Below are 14,268 nucleotides of genomic sequence, written 5' to 3' on the forward strand. Positions count from 1 at the left end.
GTCACAAGCTTGGATGCTCATCTCCTCAATCAGGCGAATGACGAGGCGTATCGCAAAAATGAAATTTTGAGTCGGGCTCTAAGGAAAATAAACCCTGTACAACATATTCATGCAATCTGTTTTACGGTTCTTCTATCAGCGTTGCGTAACAGACCGTCGCAACGCAGTCCCTTGTCATCAAATCGTGTTACCGGTGCGGAAACTTCGCCAGACCGAGCCATCCGAATAGGCCATTTCTGCGCCGGACGACGAATCAGTGATGAAGATGATTGCCCCTGCGCCATGGCTTGAAGCCGAAGGTTTGGTCGCAACCGTATAGCTGGCCGGCCTGATCGGTCCGTTGACATGCAGGCAGGTCTGCGGCCAGATTCCGCCGATCGCCACATTGCCAGTTGCGTGGTCAATCTTGATTGCCTCGCGCCATGTGCCAGAATTGTCGCTCACCTTGATGCTGAAATCATTGCTGCCATTGAGCCCCATTTCCGCAAAACCGACCCAGTTGGTCTGGTAGAGAAAACTGGTGGTGGCGCTTGCTGTCTGTTTGTTGACCTTGATCTGATGGCCACTGCCTGCATGATTGAACAGGCTGGCAGCCGCAGACAGGGCAAAGCGGTTGACCGAATCTGGCGTGGTGTTGACACCCAGCATGTCGGGCGTCAGCGTGCTAGGCAAGGTATAGGCAGTGTCATTCCAGTTCGTGCCATCGAACAGGCGCAGCTTGGCTTCATCTTCGACATAGGCAAGCCATCCACTGGCCGGCGTGATGAACAGCCAGCCGCCATCGATGAAGCAGGCGATGTCGCCAGAATGTCCAACCCAGTCACCCGTAGCCGCGGCAGCAACAATATAGCGGCTGCCTTCGTCCGGCGTGGCAGGCGGTTCTTCCAGCGTGCGCGACAGCACGCGCAACTGGATGACCGCATCCAGAATGCGCAAGGCCTCATTATGCGTGACATGCTTTTGCGCCTGACTTGGCAGGATGAAAGGAAGATTGAGGTTTGGGGTCTGATCCATGCTTGGCTCCTTGCAAATGATGCAAGAAGCCTAACTGCGGCGGCAAGGGCGGGGATAAGTCAGCTGCCGCGATAGGTCGAATAGGACCAGGGACTGACCAAAAGCGGCACATGGTAATTGGCCGCAGCGTCAGCAATCGCAAAACGGATCGGGATCAGATCCAGAAAAGGCGGATCAGCCTGTTCCGCATCGCGCCCGACAAAATATTCCGCAACATGGAAATGCAGCTCATAGGTACCGACCACCATGGCAGCCCCCTCCAGCAATGGCGCATCGGTTCGCCCGTCGAGATTGGTGACGGCGCGTTGCAGCAGATCCAGCGTACCATCAGGCATGACCCGATAAAGCTCAAGCCGCATTGCGGCTGCCGGACAGCCATGCGCGGTATCGAGGACATGTGTTGAAAGCTTGCCCATGTTCAACTCCGGAAATGATCAGGCCTAGTGTGGCAGAGACAAGATACGATAGGTTCGATCGGCGAAAAAATACTCTTCCAGATTATCTTCCCTGCCTGCCCGGTCAACCACCAGAAAATCGGCCGTCTCCTGCAGTGCCAGCAGCGGATGATGCCAGACCTTGTGATGATAATTCACACCCTGATTGCCTTGCGCCAGAAATGCACGCGGTCGTGCCGGCCGGCCCGCCTCATCCTCTGCCACAACCACCAGAAACGGCCGGCCATTCAACGGAACAAAGGCCTGGGAGCCAAAGGGATGGCGTTCCATCATCCTGATGTCGATCGGCAGATGAAATCCCTGTCCGCGGAAAATATTGATGAGCACACGCGCATCCGTGCCCAGAACCTCGACCCATGCCAGATCATGGAAACGCTCGGTCGTGCCATTGTTGATCAGGCGGCGTTCTGCCCCTTCCGTTTCAATGACATCGCCAAAAGAGGCGAAGGCTGTTCTGGTCAAGGGTTCAACCGTCAGGGGTTCGATATGCAATGGCACCTCCCTTCGCATCATGACATAGCCTTGCATGGTCGAGGAAGCAGCGCGGCCAGTCATTTGTCAATCGTGAAGCAGTTTCAAAAATGTCATGACAGTGCCTCTTAACCTTTGCCTGCAATCCCTATATGAGCTGTGCCTGTGACCATTTTACTGCTGGATTGTGCAATGAGCCTTGTTTTCGACAAGACCTTCGTTCCCGAATATGGCCGGCCGGTAAGGCTTGCCAAAGGCGTCGACCGTCTGACGGTCAACAATCCAAGTGCATTCACCTTCCATGGCACCAATTCCTATATTGTCGGCACGGATACGCTGGCGATCATCGATCCCGGCCCCGACGATGATGATCACTTCCATGCGCTGATCCAGGCCATTGCCGGCCGGCCCGTCAGCCATATCTTCATTAGTCACACCCATCGCGATCATTCGCCGCTGGCCAGACGGTTGCAAGAAGCGACGGGTGCCAAAACCGTGGCGGAAGGCCCGCATCGCCCGGCGCGCCCCTATTATGCCGGCGAGATCAATACGCTTGAGGCCAGTTCCGATGTCGATTTCGTCCCCGATATCGCGCTGGCCGATGGTGCAGCGATCGAGGGCGACGGCTGGACGCTGGAAGGCATCCACACCCCCGGCCATGCCGCCAATCACATGGTCTTTGCCCTGAAGGATACCGGCATCCTGTTTTCAGCCGATCATGTCATGGCCTGGGCGACATCGATTGTCGCCCCACCGGATGGCTCGATGAACGATTTCATGACCTCGCTGGACAAGCTGTTGCAGCGCGATGACATTGCCTATCTGCCGGGACATGGCGGTACGATTGCCAAACCGCAGACCTTTGTGCGGGGCTTGCGCGCGCATCGCAAGATGCGCGAACGCGCGATCTTCGAACGCATCCTGTCGGGTGACCGCACCATCCCGGACATTGTCCAGGCCATCTATCGTGACACAGATCCGCGTCTGCATGGAGCCGCTGCCTTGTCCGTCCTGGCACATCTGGAAGATCTGGTCGGCCGCGGCGAAGTCATCACCGAAGGCCATCCCGCACTCGACAATATCTATTATCCGGCCTGATCAATCGGCATTGGCCGGCGCCTTGTTGACCTCGCCCTCAAGGCTTGCCAGAAACCGGGTGATGAAGGCGGCATTCTCGCCCATATCGCGCTTGCCATAGCGCGACAACGAGCGCACATCGACAAAGGTGCTGTCGCCTTCATCTCGCAGCCTGATGACAATGTCGCTTTCCAGCCCCAGATAGAAACTGCGCGCCGAAGCGACATAAATCGTGGCATCGGGCTCGTCTGTCGGCGCGTCGGTGACCTGCGCTGTCCAGCCAAAGCCCTTCAGCACCGCAACAACCCCATTGCCCACCCGATCAGGCGATGCGGCATAGCGTCTGCCCACCACATCCGGATAGGCCGCCAACTGCTGCAACGGATCGCCTTCCGGTCGTGCTGTGACAGGATTCATGCGCGGCGAACGCGCCGGCATGGCAGCGGGAAATTGCGGCGGCGATTGCAGATCGGTCGAGACATCATGAAGCGGCGGCGAACCGAGCCAGAAGGCGCCAACCGTGCAAAGCGGTGCAAGAACAGCAATGGCGGCAAGGCTGCCCCAGAATGATCTGGCGCCGCCCTTGTCACCATTGACCCAAAGCGCACGCAAGCCAAGGCCCGCCAGTATCAGCGCCAGCACGGCAAGGATGCCGCTTGCGACTGCAACCAGAACAAAATCCGGCCATTCCAGTTTCCAGAACCGATAGGGCAAAAAGCCAAGCACCAGCAGCAGAAATGAAAACAGGCCAATGCGCATCGCCCAGATTGCGGAGCGTGACTGTCGGCGATGATAGCGTTGCTTGCGCATCGAGGATCCCAAAATCGAAACAGCAGAGGCCACAATATCGGCAGACAGGACGGAATTGAAGCCCGCAGGCCCATATTCGGCATGCGCGTGCACGTTGCAACACCAGAACAATCCAGATTTTCACGAAAACGCCGAGTGCTCAAACATGTCGTTTTCCGCAGTTCCGGACCGAAAACCGGTATCCACTTTTCCTGGAACTGCTTTATCCCCATACGCAGTTCCGGACGGAAAACCGGTGCCCACTTTTCCTGGAACTGCTTGGGGCCCGAAAGCCCCGGATTTTCAGGCAGAATAGGGCATAAATGGTCACTATTTCAGCGAAAGATAATATTCCACATACATCCCGGCCGCCGCAATTTTTAAAAAAATCAAGCAATAACAATCAATTAATATTGCACTGAAGATTCATACAGTACATACTGCCAAATGGATGGGGGATGATTCAGGTTCGTCGAATCTGAAATTAAAGATCATAAGACGGAACTGTACCATGCCATCTAAGAGTGAACACGCAGCAGAAATGACTCTTGAGGCCGTTGAGTTGGAGCTTGCACTGGGTACGATTGATGTGCTCAATGAAGGCTTCGATACGGTGCTTTCCAAGGCAGCTGAGCGCGTGGGCGGAGAGGTTCTGTTCAACATGCCTGCCCTTGACCGGAACGAGGCGCAGCGTATCGGCGCAATCACAATCAGTGATTATCCCGAAGATCAGGTGATCTTTGTCACGCTGTGCAAGGATGGCACGCGGCTGTCGCTTGCGCCGCTGACCGGGGCCAATGTCCTGTTTGAAAGCCTTGGGCGCAATTATGCCATTGTGGTGAAAAGCCTGTTTCAGAAGAACAGGACGGCAGGCCCCATGCAGCTGGTGCGTTCTGCCTGATCAATGCCGTGGCGGTTCGCCCGGTGCCTGTTTCTCAGGATGGACTGATCTGTCTGCACTGCCAGCGACCTGATCAAGCGTCAGCGATGTTTCGACATCCTGAAGGCGGACAAATTTCATGCCCTTTTTCTTCAGTGCTTCGATGCCTTTCACTACTCCCGCACCAGCCGGTCGACCCGGCTGATTGATATGGGCGATGATGACGTCGCCGTCCCCGGCCGCGGCAATCCGCCGTGCGACAGCCTCTGCTGGCAACGATGCACCCATATCGCCATTGAGCGAATAGCCTGCAATCCTGTAGCCCATGTTTTCTGCCAGCCTGACCGCATCGGTGGAATAACGCGCTGTGGCATCACGATACCAGACCGGTCTTGCCGCCCCCGTGGCGACAATGGCCGCAGCCCCGCCTTCGATTTCCGCACGCACCCTGTCAAGCGAGCCTGCGGTCGGAATACCATACATGCTGGCAAGACTGGTGATGGCTGGCACATGCATGGCGCCGTGATTTTCGATCTCGAACAGATCGGGATTGGCCTTCAGGATCGCCACCGCATCCGGATTCTGTTTCAGCCAGCGCGCTGTGACAAAAAGCGTGGCCGGAATGCGGTTTTGCACCAGAGCATCAAGAATGCGCCGGTCGGTCTTGCCCATGCAGGCATCCAGTGTCAAAGCCACCTGCGGCGCCCCTGCCCCACCTTTGGCAATATGCAATTGCGGCTCAACGAGACGGATTTTTTCCGGCACGACCGCTTGCCCTGCCTGCGGTTCTACCGGAGCCGCTTGGGCCTGAATCATAAAAAGGCAGGCTGCTCCAGCCAGCAATGAAAAACGAAACATGGTCTTACTTCTGAAACAAATGTGCTGCCGATGTATAACATCGGCAGCATTGGAATTTAATACGGGTGCAGGCTATGCTCAGCCCTTGCGAATGGCAGCCTGTGCTGCTGCCAGACGCGCAATCGGCACACGGAATGGTGAGCAGGAAACATAATCAAGGCCGGTCTTTTCGCAGAAGGCGATCGAGGCCGGATCGCCACCATGCTCGCCGCAAATGCCAAGCTTGAGTGCAGCGCGTGTCTTGCGGCCGCGTTCAGCCGCAATCTGCACCAGTTCGCCAACGCCATCGACATCAAGCGAAACAAACGGATCCTGTTCCAAAATGCCCCGGCTTTGATAGGCGCCAAGGAAGCCCGCCGCATCGTCACGCGAAATGCCGAAGGTCGTCTGCGTCAGATCATTGGTGCCGAAGGAGAAGAATTCTGCCGATTCTGCGATTTCACCCGCACGCAGGGCAGCACGCGGCAGTTCGATCATCGTGCCAACCATATAATCGATGGCAAGACCTGCTTCCCTCATGACTTCAGCTGCAACCGCATCAATGCGCGCCTTGACGAAATCCAGTTCCGCCTTGAGGCCGACCAGCGGCACCATGATTTCCGGCACGACAGGTTCGCCGGTCTTCTTGCCTGCTTCAACGGCAGCTTCAAAGATAGCGCGCGCCTGCATTTCAGCAATTTCAGGATAGGAAATCGCCAGACGGCAGCCGCGATGGCCAAGCATCGGGTTGAATTCATGCAAGGCGTCAGCGCGCTCACGCAGCTTGGCCGCATCGACCCCCATGGCTTCGGCCACTTCCGCCACTTCCTGGTCGGTATGCGGCAGGAATTCATGCAGCGGCGGGTCAAGCAGGCGGATGGTGACCGGCAGTCCCTTCATGATGTCGAACAGTTCGACAAAGTCGGAACGCTGCATCGGCAGAAGCTTGGCGAGTGCTGCACGACGACCTTCCTCCGTGTCCGACAGGATCATTTCGCGCATGGCAATGATGCGCTCTCCGTCAAAGAACATGTGTTCGGTGCGGCAAAGACCAATGCCTTCCGCGCCAAATGCACGCGCGGTGCGGGCATCAGCCGGGGTTTCGGCATTGGCGCGCACCTTCATGCGGCGGGCGCGGTCGGCCCATTCCATCAGCCTGCCGAAATCGCCGGAAAGCTCTGGCTGCAACATGGCAACGACACCTTTCAGCACCTGTCCGGTTGCGCCATCAATGGTGATGATGTCACCCTTCCTGAACACTTCACCGGCAGCCAGCATGGTTTCGTTGCGATAATCGACACGCAGCGCCCCCGCCCCGGACACGCAAGGCTTGCCCATGCCGCGGGCAACCACCGCCGCATGGCTGGTCATGCCGCCGCGCGTGGTCAGAATGCCTTCCGCCGCATGCATGCCGTGAATGTCTTCAGGGCTGGTTTCAATGCGCACCAGAATGACCTTGCGGCCTTCGCTCTTGGCCTGTTCTGCCTCTTCCGAGGAAAAGACGATCTCACCCGTGGCCGCCCCCGGCGAGGCAGGCAGACCCACGCCGATCACATGGCGTTCGGCACGCGGATCGATGGTTGGATGCAGCAACTGGTCCAGCGAAGCCGGCTCCACGCGCAGCACAGCTTCTTCTTCAGAAATTAGACCTTCGGCGGCCATTTCGACTGCCATTTTCAAGGCTGCCCTGGCCGTGCGCTTGCCCGAACGGGTCTGCAACATCCATAGCTTGCCGCGTTCGATGGTGAATTCCAGATCCTGCATGTCGCGATAATGCTGTTCCAGCCGTTCCGCGACCTTCATGAATTCGGCAAAAGCTTCCGGCATCAGCTTTTCCAGTGACGGCTTGTCGGAGCCGGCAGCAATCCTTGCTTCTTCGGTAATGTTCTGCGGCGTGCGGATACCGGCAACCACGTCTTCGCCCTGCGCATTGACGAGGAATTCGCCATAGAGCTTCTTTTCACCCGTCGATGGGTTGCGCGTGAAGGCAACACCTGTTGCCGAGGTTTCACCCATATTGCCAAACACCATGGCCTGAACATTGACCGCCGTGCCCCATGAGGCCGGAATATTGTGCAGGCGGCGATAGGTGATGGCACGCGCATTCATCCAGCTTGAAAAGACCGCGCCTATCGCACCCCAAAGCTGCTCGGTTGGATCCTGCGGGAAAGGCTGGCCCAGCTCTTCCTCAACCTTGGCCTTGTACAGGACGATGACATCCTTCCAGTCATCGGCGGTCAGCGCCGTATCAACATCAACACCAAGTTCCGATTTCTTGTCTTCCAGAATTTCTTCAAAAAAGCCGTGATCAACGCCAAGCACGACATCCGAATACATCTGGATGAAGCGGCGATAGCTATCATAGGCAAAACGCTCGTCATTGGCCTCACGCGCAATGGCCTGCACGGTCTCATCATTCAGGCCAAGGTTCAGGACGGTGTCCATCATGCCCGGCATGGAAGCGCGCGCACCAGAGCGCACGGATACCAGCAACGGATTGTTGGCATCGCCAAAGGAACGGCCGGTCAGTTTTGCCATTTCCGCCAAAGCGGCCTGAACCTGAGCCTCCAGTTCGGCCGGATAGGTGCGATCATGATCATAATAATAGGTGCACACTTCGGTGGTGATTGTAAAACCTGGCGGCACAGGCAGGCCGAGACTGCACATTTCAGCCAGATTTGCCCCCTTGCCACCGAGCAGATTACGATCGCTTGCCGCGCCCTCTGCCTTGCCATCGCCGAACGTGTATACCCACTTTGTCATTATGGCCTCCCTGCAGCCTGACCACCTTGCATAAAGTCCGCGCAACCCGTGTCCGGACTCAGTCAAGGGATGAAAAGTGCTTATGCGATCAGCTTCTCCCTGCCAAATAAAAAAGTCGGCCAAAACCAATAGAATCGATTAGAGCAGCCAGAATTTCCCCGCGCTTTTAGTCGCATCATCATGCGTGCCAGAAAAACCTGTTTCCACCATGACTGTCTTCCGTATTGCGGGACCAAACACGATTTCCAGAACCAGAAAACACGCCGGAAGCCGGCCTGCCGACAGGCATTCAACACCATCTTTGATCAAAAATGAGACAAGCGCCCCGACCAGCGGGCACAGCACAGCCACACTCTGTTTTACGGCCATTATTTCTATCAGCTTGAATATATTATTCAAGTGATCAATGATTTTTGATACGAAATACAAATAAACGCACAAATGATAGAACTTATTGAATATTTTATTCTTTTTTCATTGAAATTTAAACCGATACGGGAACGAATAAAATGGAAAATAATTTGCAAATACCAAAACTTTGGAACGCCGATGGCATTTCTGGTGATATTTATATAGATATTGATAGCGGATATTATTTCAAACTACTTGTTTCTGGCAATCCGTCCAAGAACAACTGGACATTTCCTCCGGGACCGCAGACCACTTTATACTGGCAATATATCTCCAATTATGCAGATAGCAGCGAAGGAACCCTCAAGGATCCAAAGGTCTGGACCGATGACGGACAGACAGGTGACATTTATATTTGTACGGAATCCGGATTATATTTTCAGTTACAGGAAAGTGGCAATCCAAGCGAGAATGGATGGCAGTTTCCAGCCTCCGCTCAAGACAACGACAAATGGAAATTTGTCTATGATATAAGTGTAAAACCACGCGGATCCTATCTGAATCCAAGATCCTGGAATGAATACGGGGATGCTGGCGACATATATTATTACCCATCATATTATTATTATTTCAAACTTAAGATATCCGGCAATCCTGCCATCTATAACAGATATTTCCCGATCAAGCCGGAAAACAATGACTACTGGACCTTTTATGGCGGTCTGGGCACGGGCGTCACCGACTGGATGGCCGCCATTCCGGATAATATGCCCTTAAGCCATCTTTCGATCCCAGGCACGCACGACAGCAGCACCTATACATATGATGACGCCTTGCTGAAGGGATGGGTCAGGACACAAAACTGGAGCATTGCCGAGCAATTAAACAATGGAATCCGTTTTCTGGATCTCCGCTTTGGCAAATATTCCAACAATCGTCTGGGAATGTTTCATGGCTCAATAAATCTGAACCTGCCGTTCAGTGACGTCCTGTCAACATGTATTGATTTCCTGGACAACCATCCGCGCGAAACCATAATCATGAGAGTAAAAAGAGAAAACTCGAATATCAGCGATTCAGAACTCATCCAGTTTTTCAATAATGAAATCAGCGGCAAGGAGAAATATATCTGGCAGGGAATCGATACACCAAAACTTGGCGAGGTCAGAAATAAAATAGTTATATTTTCACAGGTTGCAGGAATGAGGGGGATACCATGGGAATATCTGGATATTGAGGACGATTATGAAGGCGGTTTGGGAGAAAACTATATCTCCAAAAAGAAAGCACTTATAAATGACCATCTGGTCAAATCGACAACCACACACAAAATAAATAAGAAAACTATTTTTGTTACATTTATAAGCATGAATCCAGAGACAGATATCACCGAAACAAATTACAAAATATCTACAACACTTAATTCTTACACTTGCGATCTTGTTCGGAGGGGAATCGAACTCAATTCAACCCTTACCAGCAATGACATGCCATATCTGGGCATAATCTCGATGGACTTTCCCGACAATTGCATTGACGTGATCCATGCCATAATAAAATACAATACGAATAACGTCGTCAACAAATCAAACCTTGTAAGAATTGCCTGCAAGCATAATGGAAGCAGTATTTTCACTTCACCAAAATTAAAAGACAATGACACCAGAATGATTTATTCATGGTACAAAAACAGCACAACAAATCAAAATGAATGGAAACTAGTACACGCTTACGAAAATTGTAACTATCTGTTCAACACTTACTATAAGGAATTTTTGTATTCTGTCGAAACAATAAACGAAGAATCAAACCCAGTATACACATGCATATCTGGATTACTGGCAGATATTGATGATTCATTTCTCTGGTATTTCAATGAAAATGGAGGTTTTTATACGATAAAAAACAAACTCGTTAATGCATATTTATATGTCACATCGGAATATGGCAGCTGTAATGGATTAATTGTCGATTGCAGATACGCTGAATCAGATGACAGCAACGTACTTTTTGCCGTAAATTATTAGGGCAATCCAGAGTTTCACGAAAACGCCGATTACTCCAACCTATTGTCTTGACACGTTCCGGACGGAAACCGGGCTCCACATTTGAGCCGCATGGCAGGACATCTGCACTGTATATCAGCTAGCCTCGCGCATGCGCTCTGCCGTCTGCAGATCAACGGAGACAAGCTGGCTTACGCCCTGCTCTGCCATGGTCACGCCAAACAGGCGATCCATGCGCGCCATGGTGATCGGATTGTGTGTGATGACGATAAAACGCGTTTCCGTTGAAGCGGCCATTTCGTCCATCAGATTGCAATAGCGCTCGACATTGTGGTCATCGAGCGGCGCGTCCACTTCATCCAGCACGCAGATCGGCGCCGGATTGGTAAGGAACACGGCAAAGATCAGTGCCATGGCGGTCAGGGCCTGTTCGCCGCCTGAAAGCAGCGTCATGGTCTGCGGCTTCTTGCCCGGAGGACGCGCCAGAATTTCCAGCCCTGCATCTAGCGGATCATCGCTTTCGATCAGTTGCAGTTCAGCCGTGCCACCGCCAAACAGATGGGTGAACAGGCGCTGGAACTGCGCATTGACCACATCAAAGGCCGCCAGCAGACGCTCGCGCCCCTCGCGATTGAGGCTCTGGATGGCCTGGCGCAGCTTCTTGATCGCTTCGATCACATCCTCACGCTCGCCAAGCAGTGCCTCAAGACGAGCGCTCAGCTCCTGGCTTTCTTCCTCGGCGCGCAGATTGACCGCCCCCAGACGTTCGCGCTCAATGCGCAAACGGTCAAGCTGGCGTTCAAGCTGGTCTGCTTCCGGCATCGGCTCATCCGGTTTCAGCCCGGCATGGCGCATGGCCTCATGCGGCGCGCAATTGAGTGTTTCAGCAATGCGGGCCTCGGCATCCTTGCGCCGTTCTTCCGCAGCGGTCAGGCGCTCTTCGGCGCGAGCGCGCTGTTCACGACTTGCTGCAAGCTGCTGGATGGCCAGCGTTGCGATCTTGTCCAGCTCCGCCTGTTCGGCTTCCGCTTCGGCCAGGATGTCAGCTGCCTGTTTGCGGCGTTCTTCCGCCTCGGCCAATTCCTTCAAAAGCGCGCGACGGCGTTCCGCGATTTCATCGGGCGCCTCGGCAAGGGCTTCCGCCTCTTCCAGCGTCTCGGCGCGGCGATCATTGAGGGCGGCAATCTGACGCTCGGCATTTTCCGCCCGCGACTGCCAGTTGCGTCGCTCGAGCGCGATCATTGCCAGACGGCGCTGGCGCGAATCCGCCTCGCGGCGCTGGCCTTCATAGGTCGCGCGGATTTCGGCCAAACTGGCGCGCTCGCGCAACACATCATTGTTAAGTGCCACCATCCTGGCAGAAATCGCTTCAATATCCGGCAGATCTTTGAGACGGTCTTCTGCTTCGGCCGCACTGATCTGCGCTTCCTCAAGGCTTTCCTCAAAGCGTGCCTTTGCCTCTTCGAGCGCGGAACGGCGGGTGGCGAGTTCACCGGCAGCACGTTCCGCCACAAGCAATGCCTCGCGCGCCTCATCAAGCCTGCGCTGGCATGAGCGCCAATGGTCGCGCGCGGCACGTTCGCGCTCAACCGCCTCGCGCGCATCGCTTTCTGCCTTCTGTACCACCTGCTCGGCTTTCGCGACCACGGCGCGGGCGGCAATTGCCTCCTGCTCCAGCTCATTCAGACGGTTTTTCTGCGCCAGACGCTGGGCTGCCGGGGTTGGCGCATCAGCCCGTGCCGTATAGCCATCCCAGCGCCAGAGCGCGCCGCTCTGGCTGACCAGCCTCTGGCCGGGCTGCAACCGAGCCTGCAGACGATCTCCATCTTCTTCCGCAACAAGCCCAACCTGCGCCAGCCTGCGGCGCAACTGGCTCGGCGCCTCGACAAAACGGTCAAGCGCAATGGCGCCTTCTGGCAAGGCCGGATCGCTGCCGATCGGCGCATTGTCACGCCAGAAGACCGGCGCATTCTCATCGCTTGCCGCATCAAGATCATCGCCAAGGGCAGCACCAAGGGCGATTTCATAGCCCTTTTCGACCCGCAACGCCTCAACGATCGGTGCATAAAGCCCGGCTTCGTCCGTATTGAGAATGCGCGCAAGCGTCTGCGCTTCCGTCTCAATGCGGCTTAATTCTGCCTTGGCTTCCTGCAGCGGGATACGGCTTTCGGCCTCGGCCTCACGCATTGCAGCGACAAGCTCTTCCGCGGCCACGACAGCCTCTTCTGCTTCAGCCAAAGCCTCTGCCTGCGCCTCGACTGCAGCGCGTTTTTCTGCCGGGTCAAACAGCCCGCCGATTTCATCTGAAACGGCGACAATATCACGCTCGACCTTTTCCAATTGCGTCAAAAGCCGGTCGCGGCGATCCTGCGTCTCTTTCAACTGGCGTTCGACCTGCACCCGTTCGGCCGCAGCTTCCGCCCGTTCTGCCGTCACCCGTGCCAGCGCATCCTCGCAGTCCTTCAGGCGGATTTCTGCCTCCTGCAACAGGCTGCGCAGTTCCTCATCGCGCTCACCTGAGGCTTCGCTTGCCGCGATCAGCTCTTCTTCTTCCTCTGCCAGACGCGCCAGAATATCAGCATTCTCACTGACCATCTGCTCTTCGCGGGCAATATCGGCCGTCAGCTGCTCCAGCCGCTTCATCAGTTCGGCATGGCGCTTGCGAATGCGTTCGCCTTCCTCATCAAGCTGGGAGGCGGCTATCGTCAGGCGCTGCAAGGCGGCAGCAGCCTTTGCCTCAGCCTCGCGCAGTTCGGGCAGTCTTTGCGCGCCGACCGCCTGATTGCGCGCCGCATTCATCTGCGCCTGCGCCATATCGCCGACGACTGAAGTCGCCTCGGCCAAGGCGCTTTGTGCTTCGGCTTCCTGCGATTTGGCCTGCGCCCAGCGCAGATGCAGAAGTGCTGCCTCGATGCGGCGAATATCGGCGGAAAGCGATTTGAAACGATTGGCCTGACGCGCCTGACGTTTCAGGCTTTCAATCTGGCTGCCCAGTTCACCGACCACATCTTCCAGTCGTTCCAGATTGGTTTCCGCGGCACGCAGACGCAGTTCCGCCTCATGACGGCGGGTATGCAGGCCGGAAATGCCGGCCGCCTCTTCCAGAAGCGCACGGCGCGCCTGTGGCTTTGCCTGAATGAGTTCGCCAATGCGCCCCTGCCCGACCATGGAGGGCGAGCGAGCGCCAGTTGACTGGTCGGCAAACAGAAGCTGCACGTCCTTGGCACGGACTTCCTTGCCATTGATGCGATAGACAGATCCCTGCTCACGCTCAATGCGACGCGAGACCTGCAATTCATCCGTATCATTATAGGCGGCAGGCGCCGAGCGGTCGGAATTGTCGAGGAACAGGGTTACTTCCGCGCTGTTACGCGCTGGCCTTGTTGCCGAGCCGGAAAAGATCACGTCATCCATGCCGGAGGCACGCATGTTCTTGTAGGAGTTTTCCCCCATCACCCAGCGCAGCGCTTCGACAAGATTGGATTTGCCGCAGCCATTGGGCCCGACAACCCCGGTCAGTCCGCTTTCAATCACGAACTCCATGGGTTCAACGAAGGACTTGAAGCCAACAAGGCGCAGCTTGGTAAAGCGCATCAGCACAGCCCCCCTGTGCCGGTCTTAAAAA

Annotated in this window: 11 protein-coding genes; 3 read left to right on the top strand and 8 right to left on the bottom strand. The window is 55.3% G+C overall.

From position 1 onward, the window contains the following. Positions 1 to 177: 177 nt before the first annotated feature. Genes ACFO1V_RS07525 through ACFO1V_RS07535 form a run of 3 tightly spaced genes read right to left on the bottom strand, consistent with a single transcriptional unit; the run spans position 178 to position 1,961 of the window. The gene (locus ACFO1V_RS07525; protein ID WP_374831793.1) at positions 178 to 1,014 is read right to left on the bottom strand and encodes a DUF2793 domain-containing protein; all 837 of its coding nucleotides are present in this window, start codon (positions 1,012 to 1,014) and stop codon (positions 178 to 180) included. A 59-nt stretch (positions 1,015 to 1,073) separates the two neighbouring features. Beyond that, positions 1,074 to 1,430, bottom strand: coding sequence for a hydroxyisourate hydrolase (uraH, locus tag ACFO1V_RS07530; RefSeq protein WP_374831791.1), 357 nt, complete (start codon positions 1,428 to 1,430; stop codon positions 1,074 to 1,076). A 24-nt stretch (positions 1,431 to 1,454) separates the two neighbouring features. Beyond that, positions 1,455 to 1,961, bottom strand: a complete 507-nt coding sequence (locus ACFO1V_RS07535) for an ureidoglycolate lyase (protein WP_374831789.1) — start codon at positions 1,959 to 1,961, stop codon at positions 1,455 to 1,457. A gap of 171 nt (positions 1,962 to 2,132) precedes the next feature. Between ACFO1V_RS07535 and ACFO1V_RS07540 the strand changes: the two genes are divergently transcribed. Then, entirely contained in the window at positions 2,133 to 3,038 is a 906-nt protein-coding gene (locus ACFO1V_RS07540) for an MBL fold metallo-hydrolase (RefSeq protein WP_374831787.1), read from the top strand. Here ACFO1V_RS07540 and ACFO1V_RS07545 read toward each other — a convergent pair whose 3' ends face one another. Then, complete coding sequence (locus ACFO1V_RS07545; protein ID WP_374831785.1) at positions 3,039 to 3,827, bottom strand: DUF1499 domain-containing protein; 789 nt, start codon at positions 3,825 to 3,827, stop codon at positions 3,039 to 3,041. Positions 3,828 to 4,317: 490 nt separating this feature from the next. Between ACFO1V_RS07545 and ACFO1V_RS07550 the strand changes: the two genes are divergently transcribed. After that, positions 4,318 to 4,707 (top strand): hypothetical protein, encoded by a 390-nt coding sequence (locus ACFO1V_RS07550; protein WP_374831783.1) that lies wholly within the window; start codon positions 4,318 to 4,320, stop codon positions 4,705 to 4,707. On the opposite strand, the gene ACFO1V_RS07555 is transcribed toward ACFO1V_RS07550, so the two are convergent. The 3 genes from ACFO1V_RS07555 to ACFO1V_RS07565 all read right to left on the bottom strand — a co-directional run bounded on the left by ACFO1V_RS07555 (position 4,708) and on the right by ACFO1V_RS07565 (position 8,715). Beyond that, positions 4,708 to 5,544, bottom strand: a complete 837-nt coding sequence (locus ACFO1V_RS07555) for a polysaccharide deacetylase family protein (RefSeq protein ID WP_374831781.1) — start codon at positions 5,542 to 5,544, stop codon at positions 4,708 to 4,710. 78 nt (positions 5,545 to 5,622) lie between these two features. Continuing rightward, positions 5,623 to 8,286 (bottom strand): pyruvate, phosphate dikinase, encoded by a 2,664-nt coding sequence (ppdK, locus tag ACFO1V_RS07560; protein WP_374831779.1) that lies wholly within the window; start codon positions 8,284 to 8,286, stop codon positions 5,623 to 5,625. 138 nt (positions 8,287 to 8,424) lie between these two features. Next, positions 8,425 to 8,715, bottom strand: a complete 291-nt coding sequence (locus tag ACFO1V_RS07565) for a hypothetical protein (RefSeq protein WP_374831777.1) — start codon at positions 8,713 to 8,715, stop codon at positions 8,425 to 8,427. Between the two features lie 80 nt (positions 8,716 to 8,795). Between ACFO1V_RS07565 and ACFO1V_RS07570 the strand changes: the two genes are divergently transcribed. Then, the gene (locus tag ACFO1V_RS07570) at positions 8,796 to 10,664 is read left to right on the top strand and encodes a phosphatidylinositol-specific phospholipase C domain-containing protein (RefSeq protein ID WP_374831775.1); all 1,869 of its coding nucleotides are present in this window, start codon (positions 8,796 to 8,798) and stop codon (positions 10,662 to 10,664) included. A gap of 114 nt (positions 10,665 to 10,778) precedes the next feature. Here the strand turns inward: ACFO1V_RS07570 and ACFO1V_RS07575 are convergent, their stop codons facing one another. Beyond that, positions 10,779 to 14,237: a chromosome segregation SMC family protein gene (locus ACFO1V_RS07575; protein ID WP_374831773.1), complete on the bottom strand. Its 3,459-nt coding sequence runs from the start codon at positions 14,235 to 14,237 to the stop codon at positions 10,779 to 10,781. Positions 14,238 to 14,268 lie beyond the last annotated feature (31 nt).

The sequence above is a fragment of the Daeguia caeni genome (assembly GCF_042653845.1).
GTDB lineage: Bacteria > Pseudomonadota > Alphaproteobacteria > Rhizobiales > Rhizobiaceae > Brucella > Brucella caeni.

Excerpts from the sequence above, each read along its gene's own strand:
- ACFO1V_RS07525 (WP_374831793.1), bottom strand. The coding sequence starts at position 1,014 with ATGGATCAGACCCCAAACCTCAATCTTCCTTTCATCCTGCCAAGTCAG.
- uraH (WP_374831791.1), bottom strand. The coding sequence starts at position 1,430 with ATGGGCAAGCTTTCAACACATGTCCTCGATACCGCGCATGGCTGTCCG.
- ACFO1V_RS07540 (WP_374831787.1), top strand. The coding sequence starts at position 2,133 with ATGAGCCTTGTTTTCGACAAGACCTTCGTTCCCGAATATGGCCGGCCG.
- ACFO1V_RS07545 (WP_374831785.1), bottom strand. The coding sequence starts at position 3,827 with ATGCGCAAGCAACGCTATCATCGCCGACAGTCACGCTCCGCAATCTGG.
- ACFO1V_RS07550 (WP_374831783.1), top strand. The coding sequence starts at position 4,318 with ATGCCATCTAAGAGTGAACACGCAGCAGAAATGACTCTTGAGGCCGTT.
- ACFO1V_RS07555 (WP_374831781.1), bottom strand. The coding sequence starts at position 5,544 with ATGTTTCGTTTTTCATTGCTGGCTGGAGCAGCCTGCCTTTTTATGATT.
- ppdK (WP_374831779.1), bottom strand. The coding sequence starts at position 8,286 with ATGACAAAGTGGGTATACACGTTCGGCGATGGCAAGGCAGAGGGCGCG.
- ACFO1V_RS07570 (WP_374831775.1), top strand. The coding sequence starts at position 8,796 with ATGGAAAATAATTTGCAAATACCAAAACTTTGGAACGCCGATGGCATT.
- ACFO1V_RS07575 (WP_374831773.1), bottom strand. The coding sequence starts at position 14,237 with ATGCGCTTTACCAAGCTGCGCCTTGTTGGCTTCAAGTCCTTCGTTGAA.